Genomic DNA, 23,584 nt, shown 5'->3' on the forward strand with positions numbered 1-23,584 from the left:
GTCGGCCGGGAAACGACGTTTCGGCAGCCGGGGCTCGGACGTCCCCGCCCTCGCCGGAGTGTTCGCCCCGCCGTCCGTTCGGGGTGAAAGCAGGGATTCCGCATGAACGTGCCGGTCCGGGTCAGCACGATCTGCTGTGGCACGGCCCGGCCGGAACCTCCGGCCCCGCCGGGCCCGGCGCGCTCGCGCCGTCGACGGGACATCGGTCCCCGGAGCCGAGAGGGCACCATGCACTTCACTCCCCATGAACAGGAGCGCCTGCTCGTCCATGTGGCGGCCGGCGTGGCGCGGCAGCGCAGGGAACAGGGAATCAGGCTGAACTACCCGGAGGCGGTGGCCCTGCTCACGGCCTACGTCTACGACCAGGCACGTCTCGGCCGGAGCGTCGGCGAGATCATGGACGCGGGACGGGGGATCCTGACCCGGGACGAGGTCATGGACGGCGTCCCGGAGATGATCGACAACGTCCAGGTGGAGACGACGTTCCCGGACGGAACGAAGCTGGTGACGATCCACGACCCCTTCGACGAACCGCGCGGGGACATTCGACTCCACCCGGGAAAGGTCGACTTCGTCGACGAGTCGGTGCCGTTGAACCCGGGGCTGGAGATCACCGAGATCGAGGTGCACAACCCGTGCGACCGACCGGTGCAGGTCGGTTCGCACTACCACTTCTACGAAGTCAACAAGGAGTTGGATTTCGACCGGAAGCAGGCGTACGGCAAGCGGCTCAACGTCGCGGCCGGTACGTCCGAACGGTTCGAGCCCGGGGACCGCCGCACGGTGGAGCTGGTGCGCATCGAGGGCGAACGGAAGGTGCTGGGGCTGCGGGGACTGGTCGGCGGGACACTGCTGGACCAGGCCCCGGAGGACCCCGACGACGAGGGAGCCGACGACCGTGGCTGAGCGGAAGAACACCAGGACCACCCCGCGCGAGGACTACGTCGACCTGTTCGGTCCGACGACCGGGGACGAGATCCGGCTCGCGGACACCGCGCTGAGCATCAGGATCACCGACGACTGGTCGGGCGGCCTCGGCAAGGAACTGGCCGACCCGCCGCCGGACCCCGCGCCCGACGGGGACGACGACGGGAGCAGGGTGAGCCCGCTGGTGAGCAGGAGCGGGCACGAGATGGTCTTCGGCGGCGGCAAGGTGATCCGCGAGTCGATGGGCCAGGCGGCGAGGCCGCGCGACCGCGACGAGGACGGGGACGACGGCGGGGACGAGGAAGACCGTCCGCCGGACACGGTGATCACCGGTGCGGTGGTCCTGGACCACTGGGGCGTCGTCAAGGCGGACGTCGGGATCCGGGACGGGATGATCGTCGCTCTCGGCAAGGCGTACAACCCGGAGACCATGAACAGGATCCACGAGGGCCGGACGGACGGGCCGACGGACTTCGTGATCGGCCCGGAGACCGAGGTGATCTCGGGGAAGGGCCGCATCCTGACGGCGGGCGGGGTGGACACCCATGTCCACTTCGTCTGCCCGGGGCAGGTCGAGGAGGCCCTCGCGTCCGGGGTGACGACGCTGATCGGGGGCGGCACCGGACCGGCCGAGGGGTCCACCGCGACCACGGTCAGCCCGGGCAAGTGGCACATCGAACGGCTCTTCAGGGCACTCGACGGATTCCCGGTGAACATCGGACTGCTGGGCAAGGGCAACACCATGTCCCGGGAGTCGATGCTCGACCAGGTGCGGGCCGGTGTGATCGGCCTGAAGGTCCACGAGGACTGGGGTGCCACCCCCGAGGCCATCGACACCTGCCTGAAGGTGTGCGAGGGCAGGAACACCCCCCAGGACGACGACCGGACGGACGACCTGATCAGCAACAGCGTCCAACTCGCCCTGCACGCCGACTCGTTGAACGAGGCCGGTTTCGTGGAGAGCACCAGGGACGCGTTCGCCGGCCGCCCCCTGCACATCTTCCACATCGAGGGCGCGGGCGGCGGCCACGCCCCGGACATGATCACTCTGTGCGGGGAGGAGAACGTCCTGCCCGCGTCCACCAACCCGACGCGCCCCCTGACGGTCAACACCGCCAAGGAGCACATCGACATGCTGATGGTCTGCCACCACCTCAACCCGGAACTGGCGGCCGACCGGGCCTTCGCCGATTCCCGGGTGCGCCCCTCCACGATGGCGGCCGAGGACCTGCTGCACGACATGGGCGCCATCTCGATCATGTCGTCCGACGCACAGGCCATGGGCCGCATCGGCGAGATGGTCATGCGGACCTGGCAGACCGCCCACGTGATGAAGACCCGCTACGGCCAACTCCGCGAGGGCACCACCGCGGAACAGGAACGGCAGCGGCACGAGGCGGACAACTTCCGGGCCCGCCGCTACGTCGCCAAGTACACGATCAACCCGGCCGTCGCCCACGGCGCGGACGACCTGATCGGTTCCGTCGAGACCGGCAAGCTGGCGGACCTGGTGCTGTGGGAACCGAAGTTCTTCGGCGTGAAGCCGCACCTGGTCATCAAGGGCGGCCAGATCGCGTACGCACAGGTCGGCGACGCCAACGCGTCCATCCCGACGCCGCAGCCCGTCCTGCCCCGTCCGATGTGGGGCGCGACGGGAAGGGCACCGGGCGCCAACTCGGTGAACTTCGTCAGCCCGCAGGCCACGGTCACCGCACAGGGCCTCGGCATCAAGAAGTCCCTGTACCAGATCAAGGACACCCGCAAGGTGTTCAAGCGGCACATGGTCCTCAACGACGCCACCCCGGACATCCGGGTCGACCCGAACACCTACGAGGTGTTCATCGAGGACGTCTGCATCACCGAACTGCGCCGGCGGAAGGAGGAACAGGCACAGGCCGACGAGACGCTCTGCCCCCGGCGGCCCGCCCCCACCCACTACGCGTCGGAACTCCCCATGGCCCAGCGCTACTTCATCTTCTGACCGTGCGGCGGACGACAGGACGGGCGGCCGGACGCCGCCCGTTCCGTCCCCTCCGCCCCCGAAAGGCAGGGCCATCCGTCCATGAGCCGTACCGCTCTCCTCGTCCTCGCCGACGGCCGCTTCCCGGCCGGGGACCACGCGCATTCGGGCGGCGTCGAGGCCGCCGTCGGCGCCCGCGCCGTCCACGACCCCGCCACCCTTCACGCGTTCTGCCGCGGTCGTCTGCACACCGCGGGCCTCACCGCCGCCGCACTGGCGGCCGCGGCCGCGACCGGACACGACCCGCTCGTCCTGGACGAGGCGGCCGACGCCCGGACACCCGCACCCGCACTGCGGGCCACGGCCCGCAAGCTGGGCCGGCAGATGCTGCGCGCGGCCCGGGCCGCCTGGCCGTGCGAGGCGCTGGAGCGACTGGCACACGACCTGCCGGGCGGCGCCCACCAGCCCGTGGTGCTCGGCGTCGCCGCCCGCGCGGCCGGACTCACCGCGCCGGACGCCGCGCACGCCACGGCCTTCGGCGCCATCGCGGGGCCCGCCACCGCGGCCGTGCGGCTGCTCGGTCTCGACCCGTTCGACGCCACCGCGGTGCTGGCCCGGCTCTGCGACGACGTCGACACCGTGACCCGCCGGGCCGCCCGGGCCGCCGCCCGGGTCGCCGACGAGGGAGTCGGCGTCCTGCCCGCCGCGTCCTCGCCCCTGCTCGACATCACCGCCGAACAGCACGCCGCCTGGCCGATGCGCCTCTTCGCCTCCTGACGCCGGACCCGGCCCGCCACACGATCGAAGGAGTTCCACACCCATGCACCTCGACCACGCGTCCCGCGGCCCCGCCGCCGTGAGCGCCGACGCCACCCGCCCCGACGGCACCCGCCGGGCCCTCAGGATCGGCCTCGGCGGGCCGGTCGGCTCCGGCAAGACCGCCACCGTCGCCGCCCTCTGCCGCACCCTGCGCGACCGGTACTCCATCGCCGTCGTCACCAACGACATCTACACCCGCGAGGACGCCGAATTCCTGCTCCGCGAGGCCGTCCTGCCGCCCGAGCGCATCCAGGCCGTCGAGACCGGCGCCTGCCCCCACACCGCCATCCGCGACGACATCTCCGCCAACCTGGAGGCCGTGGAAGAGTTCGAGGACCGCCTCGGCGCCCTGGACCTGGTCCTGGTCGAGTCCGGCGGCGACAACCTCACCGCCACCTTCTCCAGGGGACTCGTCGACGCCCAGGTCTTCGTCATCGACGTCTCCAGCGGCGACGACATCCCCCGCAAGGGCGGCCCCGGCATCACCACCGCCGACCTGCTCGTCGTCAACAAGACCGACCTCGCCCCGTACGTCGGTGCCGACCTCGCCGCCATGGCCCTCGACGCGGCCCGGCAGCGCGGCGAACTGCCCACCGTCTTCACCTCCCTCACCGGCGACGACGGCGTCCGGCCCGTCGCCGACTGGGTGCTGGAGCGCCTCGGCGCCTGGCGCGGCGGTACCGCACGGCCCGAACCCGCGGCCACCGCGCCCTGACCCCGCCCCGAACCGGCGGCAGAACACCGCCGGAAGAGCATCAGCGGAAGAAAACCGCCGGAAGAACAGAGGACATGAGCACGTTCACCGAAGACATCGCACCCCCCTCCGAACCCCTCCCGGACGCGTCCGGCGTCGTGGCGACCGCCCGGGTCCGGGCCGACCACAACGGCCGCACCACCACTCTTCCGCTGCTCAGCGGCGACGGCCCCTTCCACCTCCAGAGGCTCCGCCCCCGGGACGGCCTGGCCCGGGTCGACGTCATCGGCGCCATGAGCGGCCCCCTCGGCGGCGACCGGCTCGCCTTCCACGCCGACATCGGCCCGCGCGCCCGCCTCCAGATCACCGCGGCGGCCTCCACCATCGCGCTGCGCGGCCCCACCGACGACGCCGCCACCTACGACATCCGCCTGACCGTCGGCGACGACGCCGCACTGCACTGGCTGCCGCAGCCCCTGATCAGCACCGCCGGCAGCAACCTCCGCCAGACCTGTACGGTCGCTCTCGCCCCCACCGCCCGCCTCGTCCTGAGGGACGAACAGGTCCTCGGCCGCACCGGCGAGAACAGCGGCGACCTGACCACCCGCCTCACCGTGCTCCGCGCCGGCCGCCCCCTCCTCGACCAGCACACCTCCTACGGCGGCCCGCACCCCGGCTGGGACGGCCCGGCCGTCGTGGGGCCGCACCGCGCCTGCGGCCAACTCCTCGTGGTCGACCCGTCCTTCACCCCGGCCGCCCTCCCACCGGTCCTCCTCGGCGATCCCGCCACCCCGGCCCACGGCGTGCTGGCCCCACTGGCCGGACCGGCCCTCCTCGCCACCGCGGTGGCCGACACGGCCAGCCGGCTGCGCCACCTCCTCGACGAGGCCCTGCGAAGAGCACTCGGCACGGGACGCTGACCGCCCGACCGACGGACGGGCCGGGGCGCCGCTTACCGGTCGGCACGGGGCCGGCACGAAGCCTTCCCCGTACGGTCCTGGCGCCCGGCCGAGGAGCGCGCCGCGCTCAGTCCCCGGCCGCGTCGTGGTTCTCGGACCGCCGCAGGGCGCGGCTGAACCCCCCGGAGCCGACCCGGGCGGCGAGGGTGTCGTCGGGGCCGGACAGCAGGGAGCCGTACCCGGTCGCCGCCCACAGGCTGCGCCCGGCGGGCACCTCGAAGTAGGGCACGGTGCGGCCCCGGTCCCGGACCGCGAGCACCTGCGGCGACCGGCGGGCGCGCAGGGCCCGGTCGCAGTCCTCGCAGACCGCGACGTCGACCCGTTCCCGGCGGCCGAGCGGGCGCCAGGTGGTCCGGCGGACCGAGGTTCCGTGCCGGGGGTCGAAGAAGCACAGCGGGAGTCCGGGGGCCGGGGCCAGGGCGGAGCGCCCCTCGGCCACCAGGGCCAGTACTCCGGCCAGGTCGGGCAGCCCCTGCGCGGCGTCCAGCACCCGGCCGGCCGCGTCGTAGGCGTCCAGGGCCCGGCCCAGGCCCGGGGTGGCGGCGCCGTCGGCGTCCTCCACCGCCTCGCCGAGGGCGAGCAGTTCGTCGGCGGCCCGGCGTCGCAGCCCCGCCTCGTCGGCGGCCTCGTCAGCGGCGAAGACGGCGTCGGGGAAGGTGAAGGCGGTGTGCCGGGGCGAGCGGCGGCGGCGCGTCAGGAAGACCCCGCCACCGACGACGAGGAGCAGCACCGCGGCGACCACGAGCGGGGTCCCCGGGCCGCCGGAGGAGCCGGAAGCGCTTCGGTCGTCCTCGGGCCGGGCCGAGTACTTCTTGTCGAGCTCGGCGGTCTCGGCCTCGTAGACCTCGGTGCCGTTGCCGTCCTCGATCAGTTCCACGGCCCTGCCGACCCGGGCGGCCAGCCCGGCGTCGTCGAGTTCGTCCAGGAAGCCGACCGCGGCGGCGGCGTCGCGGGTCTGATGGGCGTCGGTGGGCCACTCGGTGCCGTTGAGCCACTTCCCGTAGTCGTCGGTGGTGATCAGGATCAGCTTCTGCAGACCGAGCCGTTCCTTGACCACCGAGGCGAGGGCGCGGGCGCTGCCGTCGAAGGCGTCGCCCTTCTTCAGCGGCACCAGCACCACCTTGATCGGCAGGCCGGTCCCGGCGATCTGATCGGCCAGGGCCCGCTGCTGGGTGGGGGTGACGGCGGCCGAGTAGAACGGGTCGACGTAGACGGGGTCGGTGGCCAGCGCCCCGGCGATCGCCGAGGCGGTCGGCCCGGGCCCGGCACTTTCCGCACGGGCGGGGGCGCCGGTGCCGAGCAGCACCGCGCAGGCCAGCAGGAGCGCGGCGAGCAGCCCGGCGGCAGGGCCGCGGGAGGCACCGGACGGACGGTCTTCGGTCAGTCGTTCACTGGACACTGGCGGACTCCCTGGCCCTGAGGACGAGTGCTTCGACGCCTTCGAGGGCGGCCGGCAGGACCTGCCCGGCCTCGTCCCAGGCGATCCGGTCGTGGCCGCCCGCCCCGGGCAGCCGCAGCAGCCGCTCGGTGGCTTCGTGCCGGCGGGAGGCCGGGCCCGGGGTGGCGCGCAGGGCGTCCCGGCACGCGGGACACAGCCGCACGGGTCCGGGGCCGGCACCGGGGCCGGCGAGCCCTCCCGGGACCTTGCCGCCGGTGGCCCCGCCGTGCAACGGGTTGAGCCGGCAGAGGGAGGGGTGGGGGTGCCCCCGGAGGGCGTCGAGCCCGGCCCGGGAGAGCACCACGACGGCGGCCAGGTCACCCGCCCCGGCGGCCTCGTCGCCGGTTTCGGCCAGCAGCCCGGCGGCGTCCAGGCAGTCCCAGGCACGGGCGCGGCCGGGCGCGTCCTGCCCGGCGGCGGCCAGCTGCCCGGTGAGTTCGCGGACGTCGGCCGCCGCCCAGGCACGCAGTTGCCGGACGGACGGCAGTGCGGCGGCGGGCCGGGACACGGCGTGCTGCGGTGCCGAGGGGGCGGCCGCGCGGGTGCGGCGGTGTTCCAGTACGGCTCGCACGATGACGATCCCCAGCCAGACGATCAGCAGCAGCGAGCCCAGCAGCAGGACGCCGAGTCCGATCCCGGGCCCGAAGTCGCTGCTGAACAGGCCGGGCAGCCGGTTGTCGTGCAGCGGGGGCAGCTCGGTGTCGCGGGCCACGGGGTCGTAGCCCTCCCTCGGCCGGGCGTCGGCGACGGCGTCCAGGGTCCGGTCGAGCCGCGGCATCACCCGCAGGTCGCCGTCCCTGCGGTACTCCGGGTAACGGACCTCGTAGGGCAGGCGCCCGAAACGGTACGAGGCGTCCTGGTCGGTGCCGAAGGTGTCCAAGGAGATCCGGCCGGATACGGGGTCGACCAGTACGTAGACGCCGTTCTGACCGGTGCGCTGGTGGACCAGGGCGAGCAGGAGGCCGTCGTTGCCGCCGCTCTCGTCGTCGCTGTCGGACGGTGTGACCAGTACGTGCACCGGGCCCTTGGGCGCGAGTTCGGCGATCCGCTTCCGGAGCGCGGGCAGGTCGGCCCCGGTCAGTGCGTCCGCGGTGGACGGGTCCTGGTAGACCGGTCCGGCGGCGAGCCCCGCGGCCACCTCCGTCACCCGGGCATCCAGGTCGGCCCGGGTGACGGCGAGGTACGGGCTGTCGACGGTCTGCGGGAAGAGAGTGGGCGCGGACAGCACCACGGCGAACACGGCGGCCACCGTCGCCACCAACGTCACCGGCAGCACACCGCGTCGGCGGGCGGCGGACCGACCGGTACGGGCCCGGGCCTTCGGCTCCGCCGGGGCTCCGCCCGAGCGCTTGCCCGGGCCCGTGTCCGAGCGTCTGGCCGGGCCCTTGTCCAGGGCGACGGACGGGGGCTTCGGATTGCCGACGGCCTTCTTGCTCCCGGCCTTCTCGTTCCCGTCTTCCCCGTTCCCGGTCTTTCCGCTCCCGGCCGGGAGCGGCCGGCCGGGACGGCGGTAGGAGAGCCGGATGCCGAGGGCCAGCACCAGGCCGGGGAGCACCACCACGGCCAGACCGAGCAACAGGTTCTGGTTCTGCCGGTCGGTGGAGCCGATGTACAGCTCGGGTTTGTCGTGCTCGTGGTAACGGTCGTGCAGCTCGTCGGCCTCGGCGGCGGCCCGGTCGTGGCCGGAGGCGATCGCGTCGACGAAGGACTCGAACGCGGCGAGCGGCCCGGCCCCGTACGGGGTGCCGTACAGGGCGATGCGGCGGGCCTCGTCGGCCGGTACGTCGACGCCGAACGCGGAGGCGGTGATGGTGCTGTTGTCGCTGATCAGCACGTACAGGCCGTCCTCGCCGAGCCGGTCGTGCACCAGCGCGAGCAGCGCGGCGTCCCCCGTCGGCAGCGCCAGCACGTAGGTGGGCACGCCGGTGCGTTCGGCGAGGGCGGCGATCTTCGGGGCGAGCGAGCGCGGCAGCCTGCGGGGACGGTCGGCCGAGACGTACACCGGGTCCTTGCGGAGCTCCTCGGCCAGGCGCTCGGACTGGGTCGCGCCGTCGTCGGCGGTCGTGGTGGGCGCCGTCGTGGCGCTCGGCGCGGTGCCCGGTCCGGCCGCGACGGCCGTTCCCGCGCCACCGAGGAGCACGAGGGCCGCGAGCGCCGTGCCCGCCCGGGCCCTGAATGCCCCGGCCCGTCCCCGTCCCCGTATCCCTGCCAACGTCCTCATCGGCGCCCTCCCGGTGGTTCGGCCGGTCACTTTACCCGCGCCGGATTTCGGTGACGACATTCATGAGGTCTTACGCATTCACGAGACCTTCCGCCGGATATTCGGCCTTCACCATGAATCCGGATTTTCCGTCGGAGCGGGACCGGTCATTCTGGTTCCCGTGCGGATTGAATTTCCGCGACGGTTCCGGGATTGCCCGAGGCGCAAGAGCGAGCCGCACCCGGCCGAATTCCCGGACCCGGGGCACCGCACGTCCGGTACCGCCCTCCCGTTTCCCTCCGGACGGTGACGAGACGACGGACAAGAGGGCGGAGAGGAAAGGGAGTTACGTCGGCGCGGGCCCCTCGGTACGTCTCCGCACCCACCGAGGGGCCCGCCGGTCCGGCACGGCGGCATGCGCCCGTGGAAGGCCGCTCCGGCCCACGGCATACTGGGCCGCGGCGGGAACAGAAAGGCTTCGGAGATGACTCAGAAGAACACGCGATACGACGTCCTGGTCGTCGGAGGCAGCGGGGTTGACACCATCGTGCGGGTCGACGCCCTGCCCGTCCCGCTCGCCGACTCGGTCCACGTCGGGCCGATCGAGGAATGGCCGGGCCACACCGGGGGGAACGTGGCCCTCGGCACCCGGGCGCTCGGCCTGGAGGTCGCCCTCCTCGACTGCATCGGCGACGACCGGATCGGCGCCCAGGTGCGCGAGCGCATGGCCGCCGGGGACGTGGAGTTCGACCCGCTGATCTCCGCGGCGGGCACCCGCCGCGCCGTGAACCTGGTGGACGCGACCGGACGCCGGATGTCGTTCTACGACGCCCGCGACCCGGCCGACCTGAGGATGCCCCGGGACTTCTACCTGCCGAGACTGCGGCGCACCCGCCACGTCCACCTGTCCATCATGAATTTCACCCGCTTCCTCTACGACGACATCGAGGAGCTCGGCGTCCCCGTCTCCACGGACCTGCACGACTGGGACGGACTGGCGGACCACCACCGGGAGTTCGCGCTCCGCTCCGACCTCGTCTTCCTCAGCGCGGCGGGTGCGGGCGAGAACACCTTCGCCCTGATGCGGGAGATCCTCCGCGAGGGCCGCGCCGACACCGTGATCGCCACGGCGGGCGCGGACGGCTCCCACGTACTCACCCGGGACGGCGGATCCACCCCGCACCACATCCCGGCGACCGTCCCGCCCGCGCCGGTGGTGGACTCCAACGGTGCGGGGGACGCGTACGTCTGCGGCTTCCTGTACGGGAGGCTCGCCGGCCGGGACCCGCTGGAATGCGCCCGCCTGGGCGCCGTGGCGGGGGCGTACGCCTGTACCGCCCCGGGTTCCACCGCCCTCGTCCCGCAGGACGTCCTGCTGGCCTCGGACCCTGTCCGGAACGGGAGCTGACGGTCCGTGCCGATCCGGGACGCCGGTCCTCCGCACGCCGCGGACCGGGGCGGCGTCCTCAGCTCCCCAGGGCCCGGGCGGTGAACCCCGCCCGGGCGGCGAGCGCCGTCAACTCCTCGGCCCGCGCCGCACGCAGGCACACCACCGGGTAGCAGTCCGACTCGATGTCGAGGACGGCGAGCGCCGCGCCGACCTCGCGATAGTGCCGACCGCAGGCGGTCAGGAACTCGTGGGTCGGCAGGGACGTCTCGCCGGCCTCGAAGAGCACCCAGGGATCCACCGACGGCCGGGAGGCGAGCATCCCCAACTGGGCCAGGATCTCCTCCGGGTCCTCCTTCCAGTCGAATTCCACGAGCAGCCGGTGGGCGTCGAGCGCGTCCACGAGCGCTATCCACGCGAGGTCCGCGACGGGCTCGTCGATGCCGCGCTCGTCCAGCCGGTCCGCATGCGCCCGCACATAGCCCTCGGGATCGTCGTGGGCGTGCAACACCTGCTCGACGACGTCCGGATGGGCCGGCGCGAGAAGCGCCGCCATGGCTTCCAGCGAGGTACGGACCGTGTCGGGGTCGGACATGACGTGAGCTCCTTGGACGGTCGGGCAGTCGGATGGTCGGGCGGCCGTGGGGCCGTGCGGCCGGAGTCGTCACCGAGGAGCGGTGCCTTCCCGGGCGTTCACGAAGAAGCCTGGCACAGGGGTGTGACAACGGACGCGGGCCGGACCCGCAGGTACGGCACGAGCATCGAAAAGCGTGAGGCTCAGCCATAGAAGAATGCGCTTTTACGCCTCCCGTACAGGCCGCAGGATGGCTGCGATCCGGCTTTTGGGGAGGAACGCGTGACGTCAGCCATCGAATCGGGCCTGCTGCCCGGCACATCCGAAATCCGTCCGGAAGGGCTGGCCGTCGGCGGCGTCCCGCTCACCGAACTGGCACACCGTTTCGGAACGCCCCTCTTCGTCTACGACGAGGAGCATCTGCGCCGGCGCTGCCGGGAGGCGGTCGCCGCCTTCGGCCGGGACAACGTCGCCTACGCCTCCAAGGCGTTCCTGTGCACGGCCATGGCCCGACTGGCCCACGAGGAGGGGTTGTTGCTCGACGTCGCCTCCGGGGGCGAGCTGCGGGTCGCGCTGCACGCCGGGGTGCCCGCCGACCGGATCGTCCTGCACGGCAACAACAAGGACGAGGCGGAGCTGCGCACGGCCATGTCCGCCCGGGTGCGGCACCTGGTGGTCGACAGCTTCGACGAGATGGACCGCATCGAACGGCTGCACGCCGAGGAACACCTGCCACCCGCCCGGATCCAGCTGCGGGTGGCGCCCGGAGTGGCCGCCGGCGCGCACGAGGCGATCCGGACCGGTGGCAACGACTCGAAGTTCGGCTTCGGCCTCGCCGGCGGGACCGCGGCGGCCGCCGTGCGCCGGGCCGCCGGTTCCCCGGCGATGGTCCTGGAGGGCGTCCACGCGCACGTGGGCTCGCAGGTGCTGGACACGGCGGAACTCGCGGCCGGCGCCGCGGCCATCGCCCGGTTCGCCGCCGACACCCGTATGCACCGGCTCACGGTCGGCGGCGGCCTCGGCGTCGCGTACGAGGCGGGACAGGCCGCGCCGTCCTTCGCCGAATGGGCGGCCCGGGTGCGGACCGCGGTGCGCGACGCGGGCTGGAACTCCTCGGTGACGGTGGAGCCGGGCCGGTCCATCGCCGCCCGCGCCGGACTGACCCTCTACCGGGTGGGCACGATCAAGCGGATCGAGGGCGTGCGGACGTATGTCGGCGTGGACGGCGGGATGAGCGACAACCTGCGCCCCGCCCTGTACGGCAGTCGCTACGAGGTGTTCCTGCCGCGCAGCCCGCGCGCCTCCCGGCCCATGCGGGCCCGGCTGGTCGGGAAGCACTGCGAGAGCGGTGACGTGATCGTCGACGACGCGGCCCTGCCCGCCGACGTCGCGGTGGGCGACCTCCTGGCCACACCGGTCACCGGCGCCTACGGGTACGCCATGGCCTCCAACTACAACAAGCTGCCGCGCCCCGCCGTCGTCTTCGTGCGCGACGGCCGCGCCCGCCTCGTGGTGCGCCGGGAGACCGAGGAGGACCTGCTGCGCCTGGACGTGGACGAGCCCGCCGGGCTCCCGGGGCCGGCCCTGGCACGACGATCCGGTGCCGGAGCGGCGCAATGCGTCGGTACGTCCTAACCTGACCCGATGCTGAACAGTGCCCGCCTGCTCGTCCTGCTGGAGATCGCCCGTACCGGCACCATCGTGGCCGCGGCCCGGGCGCTGCATCTGAGCCCCTCCGCGATCTCGCACCAGCTCGCCCGGCTGGAGCAGGAGCTGGGGGTGGCGTTGGTGGAGCGTCAGCCGCAGAGCCTGCGGCTGACCGAGGCCGGGGTGCGCCTGGCCGAGCACGCGCAGGCGGTCGCCGACCTGATGGCCGTGGCCCAGGACGACCTGCGGGCGCACTCCGAGGGCGAGGCCGGGGTCCTGCGGCTGGGTTTCTTCGCCTCCTCGGGCCTGGAGCTGCTGCCCCGGGCCCTGTCGGCGTTCGCGGCGAACCGGCCCCAGGTCGAGCTGGAACTGATCCTCGGCCAGCCGCACGAGCTGGTGCCCGACCTGGAGGCGGGCCGGCTCGACGCCGCGGTCGTCTTCGAGCATCCGCTCGACCCCTGGTGCCGGCAGGCGACCGTGGACGTGGAGATGTTCTTCGACGAACCGCAGCTGGTGGTCCTCCCGCTGCGACACCGCCTCGGCCGGCACGCCGAGGTCCGGCTCGCCGCCCTGGAGGGGGAGAGCTGGATCGGCACGCACGGCGGCCACACCGGTGAACCGGTGCTGGAACGCGCGTGCGCGGCGGAGGGCTTCCGCCCCCGGGTCCGCTGCCGCAGCGACCACTACCAGGTCACGATCAACCTGGCCCGTGCGGGCATGGGCATCGCCCTCGTCCCGGCGCTCGGGATCGGCGACACCACCGGGGTGCACGTCTGCCGGCTGGACCACCCCCGGCTGCACCGGCGCATCGGCGTCGCCACCCGGCCCACCAACCGCAACCCGCTGCTGCGGATCTTCCTCGACGACCTGCGGTCGGCCGCCGAGGAGATCCGGTCGCTGCTGGAGGTGCAGTGGGCGTGACCGGGCCGCCGGTCACGCCCACCGCGCTCCGTGGGGCCTCTCAGACGGTGGTCGGGCGCCCGGCACAGGCCGCGAGGGTCCGCCCCACGTCCCGGATGGCATGCACCGCGGCCCGCTCGGTGCTCGGGCCCAGCGCGGTGTCCCAGTGCGCCACCACCGCGTAGGCCAGCCGGCGCCTGCCGACGATGACACCGGCATCGGCACGGACACCGGTGTCCGTGCCGGTCTTGTTGGCCACCAGGAGCCCGTCGCCCGGCCGCTCGGGGAAGCCCGGGGCGTACGGATCGTGGTCGATCAGCGCGGGGACCAGGCCGTGGTCGGTGTTGGCGCGCATCCAGCGCAGCAGTCGGGCGGAGGCCGCCGGGCCGCTCATGGTGCCGCGCACCGCGTGCGCCACCAGCCGGGCCAGGTCCCGTGCGGTGCCGGTGGCGAAGACCGGCGGCACGTCCGGGCCCCGGACGTCACGGACCTTGTCGTGCAGCGCGAGGTGGTCGAGCCCGAGCTCCCGCGCGCGCCGGGCCGTGGACTCGCGCCCCACCAGGCGCAACAGCGCGTTGGTCGCGGTGTTGTCGCTCACCGAGGCCGTCAGCCAGGCCAGGTCCTCCACGGTCCAGCCGCGCCCGCTCAGCCGGCGCAGCAGACCGGTGCCCGCCACCACGTCCTCGTCGAGGACCTCCACCACCCGGTCGGCGGCCAGCTCCCCGCCGTCCAGCCGGTGCGCGACCTCGGCGAGCAGCAGCAGCTTCGAGGCGGACGCCACCGGCAGTACGGTGCGCTCGTCCACCCCCACCGCGCCGCCGCCGTCGATGTCCACGGCGGCGACGGCCAGGGTGAGCGGCAGCGCGGCCGAACGCCGCGCCGCCGCGGCCACTTGGGCCAGACTCATCGGACTCTCACCACTTCTCCCGCCCGTGCCGAGGTCGGGCGGCCGTCCCGTGCCGCGATCCGCCCCGACACCACGACGGTATCGATGCCTTCGGGTATCAGCAGGGGGCGGTCGAAGCCGGCGGTGTCGCGCACCGACGCCGGGTCGAGCACGACCAGGTCCGCGACGGCGCCGTCGCGGACCGTGCCGCGGCCGGTGAGGCCGAACCGCCCGGCGGGCAGCCCGGTCATCTTGTGCACCGCGGCCTCCAGCGGGAACAGCCGCTCGTCGCGGGCGTAGTGGCCGAGCACCCGGGCGAAACTTCCCGCCCAGCGCGGATGCGGCCGGCCCGGTTTGGGGACGCCGTCCGAGCCGATCATCGACAGCGGGCTGGCGAGCACCCGGCGGACGTCGTCCTCGCGCATCGAATGGCTGATGATGGTCACCTCGCCCCGCTCGGCCAGCAGGAGGTCGCACGCCTGGTCCACCGGATCGACGCCGCGCTCGGCCGCGAGGTCGGCGACGGTGCGCCCCTCGGCCCAGGTAGAGGTCGGCGCGGCGGCCACCGAGATGAGGTCCCAGCCGCCGTTTCCCACGGTGTTCTCCCACCCCTCGACGCCCCGGGCGATGTCCGCCCTGATCCGGTCGCGGGTCCCGGGCCCGCGCAGCCGTTCCAGCAGGGCACCGATGCCGCCCTCGCTCGCCCAGGGCGGCAACATGGCGTGCAGGACGGTGCTCCCCGCCGTGTACGGATAGACGTCGCACAGCACGTCCACGCCCTCGGCACGGGCCCGTTCCAGCCGGGGCAGGGTGCGCAGCGTGGCGCCCCAGGCGTGCCGGCCCGCGGTCTTGTGGTGCGAGACCTGCAAGGGGGCGCCGGAGCGCACCGCGATCTCCAGGGCCTCCTCCAGGGCGGACTCCACCTGCGACATCTCGTCGCGCAGATGGGTGACGTAGGGCTTGCCGTGCCGGGCGGCGACCCCGGCCAGCGCGACGATCTCCTCGGTGTCGGCATAGGTGCCGGGAGGGTAGATGAGCCCGGTGGACAGACCGGCCGCCCCCTGGGCCAGCGCCCGGTCCAGCAGTGCGCACATGGCGTCCAGCTCGGCGGGCCGGGGAGGCCGCGCCGCGAAGCCCATCACTCCGGCGCGCAGCGTGCCGTGGCCGACCAGCGAGGCGATGTGGGTGTGGCGCAGGGCGGGGTCCTGACCGGCGGCGAACGCGTCGAAGTCCACGGCGGGCCGGACCGGTCCGAGCCCGAACGTCACCCGGAGGTGCTCGGCGAGTTCCGGCAGCCGCTCGGGGAGCGACGGGAACAGGCTGGTCCCGCAGTTGCCGCAGATCTCCGTGGTGACGCCCTGGAGCAGCGGGGCGAGGCGGAGGTCGTCGAGCGGCTCCGCGGCCCCGCCGGTCCCGTGCGGCGCCGCGAGGGCGTCGGAGTGCGTGTGCACGTCGATGAAGCCGGGCGCGACGACCCGCCCGGTCACGTCCAGGGTCTCGGCGGCCGTGACGCCGGCACCGGCGGGGAGCACGGCGATCCGCCCGTCCACCACCGCGACGTCCGCCTCCCGGGCGGGTGCGCCGGTTCCGTCCACGAGCGTGCCGCCGCGCAGCAGCAGATCGGGAGAGCGGCCCATCACAGCACCGTCGACAGGAAGGCCCGCGTGCGCTCGTGCCGCGGGTCGGTGAACAGCAGGTCGGGGCTCCCGGCCTCGACGACGGCACCCCGGTCCATGAACAGGACCCGGTCGGCGACCTCGCGGGCGAAGCCCATCTCGTGGGTGACCACGACCATCGTCATGCCGCTGCGGGCCAGGTCGCGCATGACGCCCAGCACCTCGCCGACGAGTTCGGGGTCGAGTGCGGAGGTGGGCTCGTCGAAGAGCATGACGGCGGGTTCCATGGCCAGCGCGCGGGCGATCGCCACGCGCTGCTGCTGCCCGCCGGACAGCTGCCCCGGGTAGTGGTCCGCCCGGTCCGCGAGACCGACGTCGGCCAGCAGCCCGCGGGCCTGCTCCTCGGCCTGCGCACGGGACCGTCCCTTGACGGCGACCGGACCCTCCATCACGTTCTGCACCGCCGTGCGGTGCGGGAACAGGTGGAACCGCTGGAACACCATGCCGATCCGTTCGCGCTGGCGCCGCACGTCCCGGGGGCGCCGCTCGCGCAGCATCCGGCCGGACGGGCCGTGCTGCTCGTAGCCGACCAGTTCGCCGTCCATCCACACCCGCCCCGCGTCGATCCGTTCGAGGTGGTTGAAGCAGCGCAGCAGGGTGGACTTCCCGGAGCCGGAGGGGCCGATGACGCAGAGCACCTCACCGCTGCGGACGTCGAGGTCGATGCCTTTCAGCACCTCGGTGTCACCGAACCGTTTGCGGACCCCGCGGGCCCTGAGGATCACGTCGTTCATGCCGTCGCTCCCTTCTTGGCGCGTCCGGGCCGGAGATTGGCCAGGATCCTGCTCCGCAGCACGGGAGCGGTACCGGGGCTGTAGCGCCGCTCGACGGCGTGCTGGCCGATGCTGGCGACCGTGGTGAGCACGAGGTACCAGATCGAGGCCACCATGAGCAGCGCGACCACCTCGAAGTTGGCGAGGTAGAGGTGCTGGGAGACGGTCATCAGATCGGCGCCGGCGATGACCGAGACCAGCGAGGTCGTCTTCAGCATGGAGATGAACTGGTTGCCGAACGGCGGAATGATGACCCGCATCGCCTGCGGGAGGATGATCCGGGACAGGATCTGACGGTTCGACATCCCGATGGAGGCTCCCGCCTCGCGCTGGCCGGGATCCACGCTCTGGATGCCGGCCCGCACGATCTCGGCCATGTAGGCGCCCTCGTTGATCGAGAGACCGAGCAGCGCGGCCACGAACCCGGTGATCACCTGGTTGGACTGCCAGCTGACGAGTTTGGGGCCGTCGAACGGGATCCCGATGCTGATCACGGGGAACAGCAGGGCCAGGTTGAACCAGAAGATGAGCTGGACCAGCAGCGGGGTGCCCCGGAAGAACCAGGTGTAGGCACCGGCGGTGAGCCGCAGGACAGGGCTGTCGGACAGCTGCATCACCGCGACGACCATGCCGATGGCGATGCCGAGGGCCATCGAGACGAGGGTGAGCTGAACGGTCACCCAGAGGCCCTTGAGGATCACCCCGTCGAACTGGTACTTGGCGACGATGTCCCAGTGCAGATTGGGGTTGACGATGATGGTGTAGGCCAGCCACACCACGAACAGCACGGCGGCCAGGACCGCGAGCCAGCGGCCGGGACGCGGGCGTCCGGTCACCTGGAGGGAGAGGTCGTCCTCCGGCCGCGTCGGGTCGGAGGGGGCGGCATCCGGCGCCGTGCCGAGGGCCGCGCCGGGCGTCTTCTGGTGTTTCATGACTGTTCTCACTGCCCGTCGTTGACGGTGGCCTCGGGCACGGCGCTGCCGCCGACGCCCCAGGTGTCGAGGATCTTCTTGTAGTCGCCGTTGTCGATGAGTTCCTGCAGTGCCTTGCGGACGGCGTCGCGCAGCCCGCTCCGGCTCTTCGCGGACGCGATGCCCCAGGGTGCGGTGCCGTACTGCTCCGGCAGGACCTCGTACGCGCTGCTCTTCTTGGTGAACGTCTTGGCGACGGGGTAGTCGACGATGGTCGCGACCGCGCGTCCGCTGTCCAGCTGGAGCAGCCCGGTCGGCGCGTCCTCGCTCTGCGAGATCCGCATCTTCTCCCCGCACTTGGCGTTCTGCTCCTCGCCGATGTGGAGGTTGGAGCTGCCCTTGGCGAGGACGACGGTCTTCCCGCAGAGGTCCGCGAGGGACTTGATGCCCTGCGGGTTGCCCCGCTTCGTCATGATGACGCCGCCGGTGCGGAAGTAGTCGACGAAGTCGACCGCCTGCCGCCGCTGCGCGTTGTCGGTCATGGACGACATGACGAGGTCGAACCGTCCGGACTCCAGGCCGGGGATCAGTCCGTCGAAGGCGGCGTTGGTGAGTTCCAGCTTCAGCCCGAGCCGCTCGGCGATGGCCCCGGCCAGATCGGGGTCGACACCGGTGAGCCGGGTGGTGCCGGGCGCGTACATCTCCATCGGCGGGTAGCCGACCGCGGTGGCCACCCGGAGCACCCCCTTCTGCCGGTCCTGGGCGGGCAGCAGCTCGGCGGCGGTCCGGCCGGCGGCGGCCCGGGACTCGGCTCCGGCCGGGGCGTCGCCCTGACCGGAGCGCCCACATGCGGTGGCGGCGAGGGCCACCACGGCCAGGGCGGCCAGACAGCGCAAAGAACGGGGACGATTCATCGGATTTCTCCCTCACGGGGTGGCGGTGCGCCGATGCTGGCAGCCGTGCCCCGGTGAACGGAAGATGATGAAGCCATTCATGCCTGACCATCGAAATCTGTACGGGTACGGATCCGGGCACGGGCCCGGCCGCGGACCCGGGTACGGGCCGGGCCATGGCCGGGTACGGGGCCGGGCCCGGCGGCGGAGCGGGTCGGGGATCCGCGGCCGTCCGGAAGGGCCCAGCCGCTTCCCGGGCCGGATGCCCGGGAGGGGAAGAGACTGGTTCCTGGGAGACCTGCCCCTGAACACCTCGGAGGGTGGTGAGCGTGGACGCACCCCGTGAAGACTTCGCGCAGGGAGCCGACGGCACCGACGTCGATCCCGTCGGGAACCCTTTCCTGCGGACCCGGTTCGCCGCGCCGGCCAGGCCCGCCACGTTCCTGCGGCGGGAGCGGCTGACCGCGCGCCTCGGACCGGTGCCGCGGACCCCGCTGACGGTGGTCGAGGGCTGTGCCGGCGCGGGCAAGACCCTGCTGGTGGCCGACTGGGCCGGGTGCCTCGACCCGCCGGCCGCCTGGCTCACCCTCGACCCGGCGATCCGGACGCCCGACCTGTTCTGGGCGCACTTCCTCCGGGCACTGCGCGCCGGAGGCGTACCGGTGCCCTCCGCGACCGGCCCGCCCGCCCACGCACTGCTCTCCCGGCTCGCCGCAGGGCTCGACGGCCACGACCGGCCCGTGACCGTGGTCGTCGACGAGTTCGACCGGGCGAACACCCCGGAGATCGCGCGGCAGCTCGCCTTCGTCCTGCGCCACGGCGGCCCGGGACTCCACCTGGTCCTGATCACCCGTACCGAACCGCTCCTCCCGCTGCACCGCTACCGGGTGGCCGGGGAGATGACCGAGATCCGGGACGCCGAACTGGCCCTCACCGTGGAGGAGGCGGCCGCACTGCTCCGGCTGCACGGGCTCGACCTGCCCGTCCGCGCGGTCGGCGCGCTGGTGGAGCGCACCCGGGGATGGGCGGCGGGCGTCCGGCTGTGCGCCCTGGCCGCGCTGCTGAGCCCCGACGACCCGGAGGTCTACCTGAAGGAGTTCGAGGCGGGCCGCAGCACGATCGCCGATTTCCTGCTCGCCGAGGTGCTGGAGCGGCAGCCGCCCCGGACCCAGGACCTGCTGCTCCGGGTCAGCGTCCTGGACTGGTTCCGGCCCGGCCTCGCGGACGCGCTGACCGGACGGTGCGACGCGGCACCGATCCTGGCCGCACTGGTCCGGGACAACGCTTTCGTCGAGGACTTCGGACCCACGGGGTACCGGCTCCACCCCCTGTTCCGGGAGATCCTCCTGGCCCATCTGCGCCGGCGCTCTCCCGGCCTGGAACGGCAGCTGCACCGACGGGCGGCGCACTGGCTGCGCCGCTCCGGGACGCTGCCGGAGGCACTGGCCCACGGCGCAGTCGCGGGGGACAGGACGTTCGTCGCCGAGGCCCTGGTGCACGACCTGGCGATCGGCCGGCTGCTCACCGGCCCGCGCCCGGACGGGCTGACCAAGCTGTTCACGGGCCCGGAGGCCGAGCGGACGGGCCCGGCCACGGACCTGGTCCGCGCCGCGTGCGAGCTGTCCCGCCACGACCTCGACCGGGGTCTGGACCACCTCCGGCACGCCGAGGAGCAGCTGGCCTCCGGGGCCCGCGACGGTTCCGACGGGGCGGCGGCCCGGCTCGGCTGCGCCCTGCTCGAAGCGACGGCGGGCCGGCTGACCGGCTCCGCGCACCAGGCCGAGAAGGCCGCCCGGGCCGCCTCGGCGCTGCTCCGGTCGGTGCCCGCCGCACTGCTCGACCAGCACCCCGAGCTCTGGGCCCTGCTGCAGACCCAGCTGGGCTCCTCCCGGCTGTGGGCCGGGCGTCTCGACGAGGCACGGGCCGCCCTCGACGAGGTGGTGTCCCGGAGCCCCGAAGCCGCCGCCACGGCCCTGCCCCGGAGGGAGTCCTCGGAACACCTGGCGCTCATCGACTACCTCGACGGATGGCCGGGCCGGGCCGAACACCGGATCCGGGCGGCGGCGGCCGAGGCCGAGCGCTTCGGTCTCCCCCGGTCGGCCGGGTCCGGGATCGGGCAGGCGGTCCTCGCCGCGGTCGCGGTCGAGCGGGACGAGACGGACCGGGCCCAGGACCTGCTCGACCGGGCGCCCGACCCGGCGGCCCCGGACCCGGTGGCGGCCGCGGGCCGCCACATCGCCCGAGCCCGCCTGCTCCTGGCACAGGGCCGCCCCCGTGCCGCGCTGGACGTCGCGGAACGCACCGTTCCCGCCGATGAGGAATCCCCCTGGGTCCGGGCCCACGCCGCCCTGGTCGCCTCGGCCGTCCGCCTGGCCGAAGGCCGCCCGGACGCGGCGGTCGAGGTCCTTCGGGCGGTGTCCGAGGACCAGCCGACGTGCCTGGTGGGCGCGGCCCGCGCCCATCTCGCGGCCGGTGACCGCGCCACGGCCCTCCGCCTGCTCGACGGCCTTCCCGGACCCGGACGCACCGGGCCGGCGGTGACCGTACGCGCCGCCCTGGTGCGGGCCCAGGCCGCGAGGCTGGCGGGCGACCTCCCCGCCGTGCACCGGCTGCTCGACCGGGCGCTCCGGCAGGCCGAGCCCGAGGAGCTGCGACGCCCCTTCCTGGAAGCCGGGCCCTGGCTGGCCCCCTTCCTGGCGACGGTGCCCCCGTGGACCCGTACCGCCGACCGGCCCGGGTCCGCAGCCGTACGGGACGGCGACGCGACCGGTCCGGGCACCGGGGCCGGGCCGCCGGTGGAACCGTTGAGCGAACGGGAACGCGACGTGCTGCGGCGGCTCGCCCGGACGATGTCGACCGAGGACATCGCCGCCGACCTGTACGTGTCGGTCAACACGGTGAAGACCCACCTCAAGAGCGCCTACCGCAAGCTGTCGGTGCACCGGCGCAACGACGCGGTGCGTCGGGCCCGTGACCTCGGCCTGCTGTGATCCTCCGGCGCGGAGGCGTCCGGACGCCGGGGCGCCGAGCCGTCGGGGACGCCGGCGAGGGCGGGCACCCGCCCACCCGTGACGGGTGAGGCGGTCTGCGGGCATTTCGGGTGCGATGGCAGCGGCGGGGCGAGGCCGTCGCAGCGGCGGCGCGCTCCGCCGGGCGGCCGACCGGTCCCCGGGCCGCCCGACCCGACGAGGCGGGGTGAACAGGGTGAGCCGGTGGCGGGCACTGATCGTTTTGGGGGCGGCCCAGTTCCTGATGGTGCTGGACACCGCCGTCATGAACGTCTCCATCAGCCGACTGGTCGATGACTTCGACACCGAGGTCACCGCGATCCAGGCCGTCATCACCCTGTACGCCCTGGTCATGGCCGCGTTCATGATCATCGGTGGCCGGATCGGGGACATCCTGGGGCGCCGTCGCGTCTTCCTGACCGGCATGGCCGTCTACGGCGTGGGATCGGCCCTGACCGCTGTCTCGCCCACCCTGTGGGTCCTGGCGCTGGGCTGGTCGGTCGTCGAAGGGCTGGGCGCCGCCCTCGTACTGCCCTCCATGGCGGCCCTGGTCGCCGAGTCCTACCGGGGCCGGGAGCGCGCCGTCGCCTACGGCGTCATCGGCGGCCTGGCCGGGGCCGGCATCGCGGTGGGGCCGCTGCTGGGCGGCTGGGTGACGACGTACCTCACCTGGCGCCTGGTCTTCGCCGGCGAGGTCGTGGTGGTGCTGGGCGTACTGCTCTTCCGGCGGGCGATCCCGCAGCGGCCCGCGGCGGGCCGGACCCCCGGGCTGGACGTCGTCGGCGCCGTGCTGTCGGCGGCCGGACTGGGCCTCGGCGTTCTCGGGGTGCTGCAGAGCACCATCTGGGGATGGGTGAAGCCGCGCGATCCGCCCTTCACGGTGTTCGGCTTCGCCCCCACCCTGTTCGTGGTCGCGGCGGGAATCGCACTCCTCTGCCTCTTCCGGACCTGGGAGCGGCGCCGGGAGGAGCGCGGCGACGACCCGCTGGTCCACCTGGCCCTGCTCGGCAGACCCGTGCTGCGCTCGGGACTGCTGACCCTGCTGAGCCAGAACCTGATCCTCCTGGGGCTGTTCTTCACCATCCCGCTCTACCTGCAGGTGGTGCAGGGGCTCGACGCCTTCCAGACGGGGCTGCGGCTGCTGCCGGTCTCCGTCACCATGCTCGTGGCCTCCCTGGGCGGGGCCCGGCTCGGGCGCAGGGCGGGACCGCGCCGGGTCGTACGGGTGGCCCTGGTGCTGCTCGTGGCGGCGATCGTCTGGCTGCTCGCCACCATCGAACCGGTCCTCGACAACGGCCAGTTCTTCGGGGCCATGGCGCTCCTCGGGCTGGGCATGGGGATGCTCGCCTCGCAACTCGGCAACGTCGTCCAGTCCAGTGCGCAGGAGCAGGAGCGCAGCGAGGTCGGCGGCCTGCAGTTCACCGCCCAGAACCTGGGATCCGCGCTGGGTACGGCCCTGATCGGGTCGATCCTGATCGGCGCCCTGGTCCAGGCGTTCACCACACAGGTCGAGCGGGACCCGCGCCTTTCCGAGAAGGCCCGGCAGGAGACGAGCGTCGCCCTGGAATCCGGAGTCGGCTTCGTCCCCACCGACCAGGTCCGCTCGGCGGCCGTACGGGCCGGCCTCCCCCCGCACGAGGTGGACGCCCTCACGGACTCCTACGCCGCGGCCCAGCTCAACGGCCTGAAGGCGGCCGTCCTCGCGACAGGGGGCATCACACTGGCGAGCTTCCTGGTGACACGGGCCCTGCCCACCGCGAGTTCAACCCCCGGAGCGGGCGGGCCGACCCCGCCGACAGGCCCCGCAGGACCGGAAGAACCGGTGAACCCGAGCCGGTCCTCCGCTCCGCCGAAGCAGCGCACGCGGCGCGTGCGGAGGCCGAGACGGCCGGGGAGGACATGATGTCCGCAACCGGGCGCGCAGGTCACCCG

At 73.6% G+C, this 23,584-nt stretch carries 18 protein-coding genes; 10 read left to right on the forward strand and 8 right to left on the reverse strand.

Going from position 1 to position 23,584, the window contains the following annotated elements; all coding sequences use genetic code 11:
• Window positions 1–228 precede the first annotated feature (228 nt).
• The 5 genes from ACFYW1_RS13285 to ACFYW1_RS13305 all read left to right on the forward strand — a co-directional run bounded on the left by ACFYW1_RS13285 (window position 229) and on the right by ACFYW1_RS13305 (window position 5,320).
• Window positions 229–906, forward strand: a complete 678-nt coding sequence (locus ACFYW1_RS13285) for an urease subunit gamma (RefSeq protein ID WP_388991007.1) — start codon at window positions 229–231, stop codon at window positions 904–906.
• Entirely contained in the window at window positions 899–2,908 is a 2,010-nt protein-coding gene (gene ureC / locus ACFYW1_RS13290; RefSeq protein WP_388991009.1) for an urease subunit alpha, read from the forward strand. The genes ACFYW1_RS13285 and ureC overlap by 8 nt, the downstream gene beginning before the upstream one ends.
• Before the next feature lie 81 nt (window positions 2,909–2,989).
• Window positions 2,990–3,664: an urease accessory protein UreF gene (locus ACFYW1_RS13295; RefSeq protein WP_388991011.1), complete on the forward strand. Its 675-nt coding sequence runs from the start codon at window positions 2,990–2,992 to the stop codon at window positions 3,662–3,664.
• A gap of 43 nt (window positions 3,665–3,707) precedes the next feature.
• Window positions 3,708–4,421: an urease accessory protein UreG gene (gene ureG / locus ACFYW1_RS13300; RefSeq protein WP_388991013.1), complete on the forward strand. Its 714-nt coding sequence runs from the start codon at window positions 3,708–3,710 to the stop codon at window positions 4,419–4,421.
• Window positions 4,422–4,495: 74 nt separating this feature from the next.
• Entirely contained in the window at window positions 4,496–5,320 is an 825-nt protein-coding gene (locus ACFYW1_RS13305; RefSeq protein WP_388991015.1) for an urease accessory protein UreD, read from the forward strand.
• A 106-nt stretch (window positions 5,321–5,426) separates the two neighbouring features.
• Here the strand turns inward: ACFYW1_RS13305 and ACFYW1_RS13310 are convergent, their stop codons facing one another.
• Together ACFYW1_RS13310 and ACFYW1_RS13315 are read right to left on the reverse strand one after the other, a co-directional pair.
• Window positions 5,427–6,758 carry a hypothetical protein gene (locus tag ACFYW1_RS13310; RefSeq protein WP_388991017.1) on the reverse strand — a complete coding sequence of 444 codons (1,332 nt, stop codon included), beginning with the start codon at window positions 6,756–6,758 and terminating at the stop codon, window positions 5,427–5,429.
• A complete protein-coding gene (locus tag ACFYW1_RS13315; protein ID WP_388991019.1) occupies window positions 6,748–9,018 on the reverse strand; it encodes a hypothetical protein in 2,271 nt (756 codons plus the stop codon). Before ACFYW1_RS13315 ends, ACFYW1_RS13310 begins: the two co-directional genes overlap by 11 nt.
• Window positions 9,019–9,481: 463 nt before the next feature.
• Between ACFYW1_RS13315 and ACFYW1_RS13320 the strand changes: the two genes are divergently transcribed.
• The gene (locus ACFYW1_RS13320; RefSeq protein WP_388991021.1) at window positions 9,482–10,405 is read left to right on the forward strand and encodes a carbohydrate kinase family protein; all 924 of its coding nucleotides are present in this window, start codon (window positions 9,482–9,484) and stop codon (window positions 10,403–10,405) included.
• Window positions 10,406–10,463: 58 nt separating this feature from the next.
• Here ACFYW1_RS13320 and ACFYW1_RS13325 read toward each other — a convergent pair whose 3' ends face one another.
• Window positions 10,464–10,979, reverse strand: a complete 516-nt coding sequence (locus ACFYW1_RS13325) for a DUF6630 family protein (protein WP_388991023.1) — start codon at window positions 10,977–10,979, stop codon at window positions 10,464–10,466.
• 261 nt (window positions 10,980–11,240) lie between these two features.
• On the opposite strand from ACFYW1_RS13325, the gene lysA reads away from it, so the two are divergent.
• Both lysA and ACFYW1_RS13335 read left to right on the forward strand, forming a co-directional pair.
• Complete coding sequence (gene lysA, locus ACFYW1_RS13330) at window positions 11,241–12,593, forward strand: diaminopimelate decarboxylase (protein WP_388991025.1); 1,353 nt, start codon at window positions 11,241–11,243, stop codon at window positions 12,591–12,593.
• Between the two features lie 9 nt (window positions 12,594–12,602).
• Entirely contained in the window at window positions 12,603–13,526 is a 924-nt protein-coding gene (locus ACFYW1_RS13335) for a LysR family transcriptional regulator (RefSeq protein WP_388991028.1), read from the forward strand.
• Between the two features lie 40 nt (window positions 13,527–13,566).
• Here the strand turns inward: ACFYW1_RS13335 and ACFYW1_RS13340 are convergent, their stop codons facing one another.
• Genes ACFYW1_RS13340 through ACFYW1_RS13360 form a run of 5 tightly spaced genes read right to left on the reverse strand, consistent with a single transcriptional unit; the run spans window position 13,567 to window position 18,665 of the window.
• On the reverse strand, window positions 13,567–14,412 hold the full coding sequence (locus ACFYW1_RS13340) for a serine hydrolase (protein ID WP_388991030.1): 846 nt from the start codon (window positions 14,410–14,412) through the stop codon (window positions 13,567–13,569).
• Window positions 14,409–16,028: an amidohydrolase family protein gene (locus ACFYW1_RS13345; RefSeq protein ID WP_388991032.1), complete on the reverse strand. Its 1,620-nt coding sequence runs from the start codon at window positions 16,026–16,028 to the stop codon at window positions 14,409–14,411. Before ACFYW1_RS13345 ends, ACFYW1_RS13340 begins: the two co-directional genes overlap by 4 nt.
• Window positions 16,028–16,801, reverse strand: a complete 774-nt coding sequence (locus tag ACFYW1_RS13350; protein ID WP_388991035.1) for an amino acid ABC transporter ATP-binding protein — start codon at window positions 16,799–16,801, stop codon at window positions 16,028–16,030. The genes ACFYW1_RS13345 and ACFYW1_RS13350 overlap by 1 nt, the downstream gene beginning before the upstream one ends.
• A complete protein-coding gene (locus ACFYW1_RS13355) occupies window positions 16,798–17,772 on the reverse strand; it encodes an amino acid ABC transporter permease (protein ID WP_388991037.1) in 975 nt (324 codons plus the stop codon). Before ACFYW1_RS13355 ends, ACFYW1_RS13350 begins: the two co-directional genes overlap by 4 nt.
• A gap of 8 nt (window positions 17,773–17,780) precedes the next feature.
• Entirely contained in the window at window positions 17,781–18,665 is an 885-nt protein-coding gene (locus tag ACFYW1_RS13360) for an ABC transporter substrate-binding protein (protein ID WP_388991040.1), read from the reverse strand.
• 302 nt (window positions 18,666–18,967) lie between these two features.
• Between ACFYW1_RS13360 and ACFYW1_RS13365 the strand changes: the two genes are divergently transcribed.
• Together ACFYW1_RS13365 and ACFYW1_RS13370 are read left to right on the forward strand one after the other, a co-directional pair.
• Complete coding sequence (locus ACFYW1_RS13365; RefSeq protein ID WP_388991042.1) at window positions 18,968–21,634, forward strand: LuxR C-terminal-related transcriptional regulator; 2,667 nt, start codon at window positions 18,968–18,970, stop codon at window positions 21,632–21,634.
• Window positions 21,635–21,848: 214 nt separating this feature from the next.
• The gene (locus ACFYW1_RS13370) at window positions 21,849–23,555 is read left to right on the forward strand and encodes an MFS transporter (RefSeq protein ID WP_388991425.1); all 1,707 of its coding nucleotides are present in this window, start codon (window positions 21,849–21,851) and stop codon (window positions 23,553–23,555) included.
• Window positions 23,556–23,584 lie beyond the last annotated feature (29 nt).

It is taken from the genome of Streptomyces sp. NPDC002669, assembly GCF_042889165.1.
Taxonomy (GTDB): Bacteria; Actinomycetota; Actinomycetes; order Streptomycetales; family Streptomycetaceae; genus Streptomyces.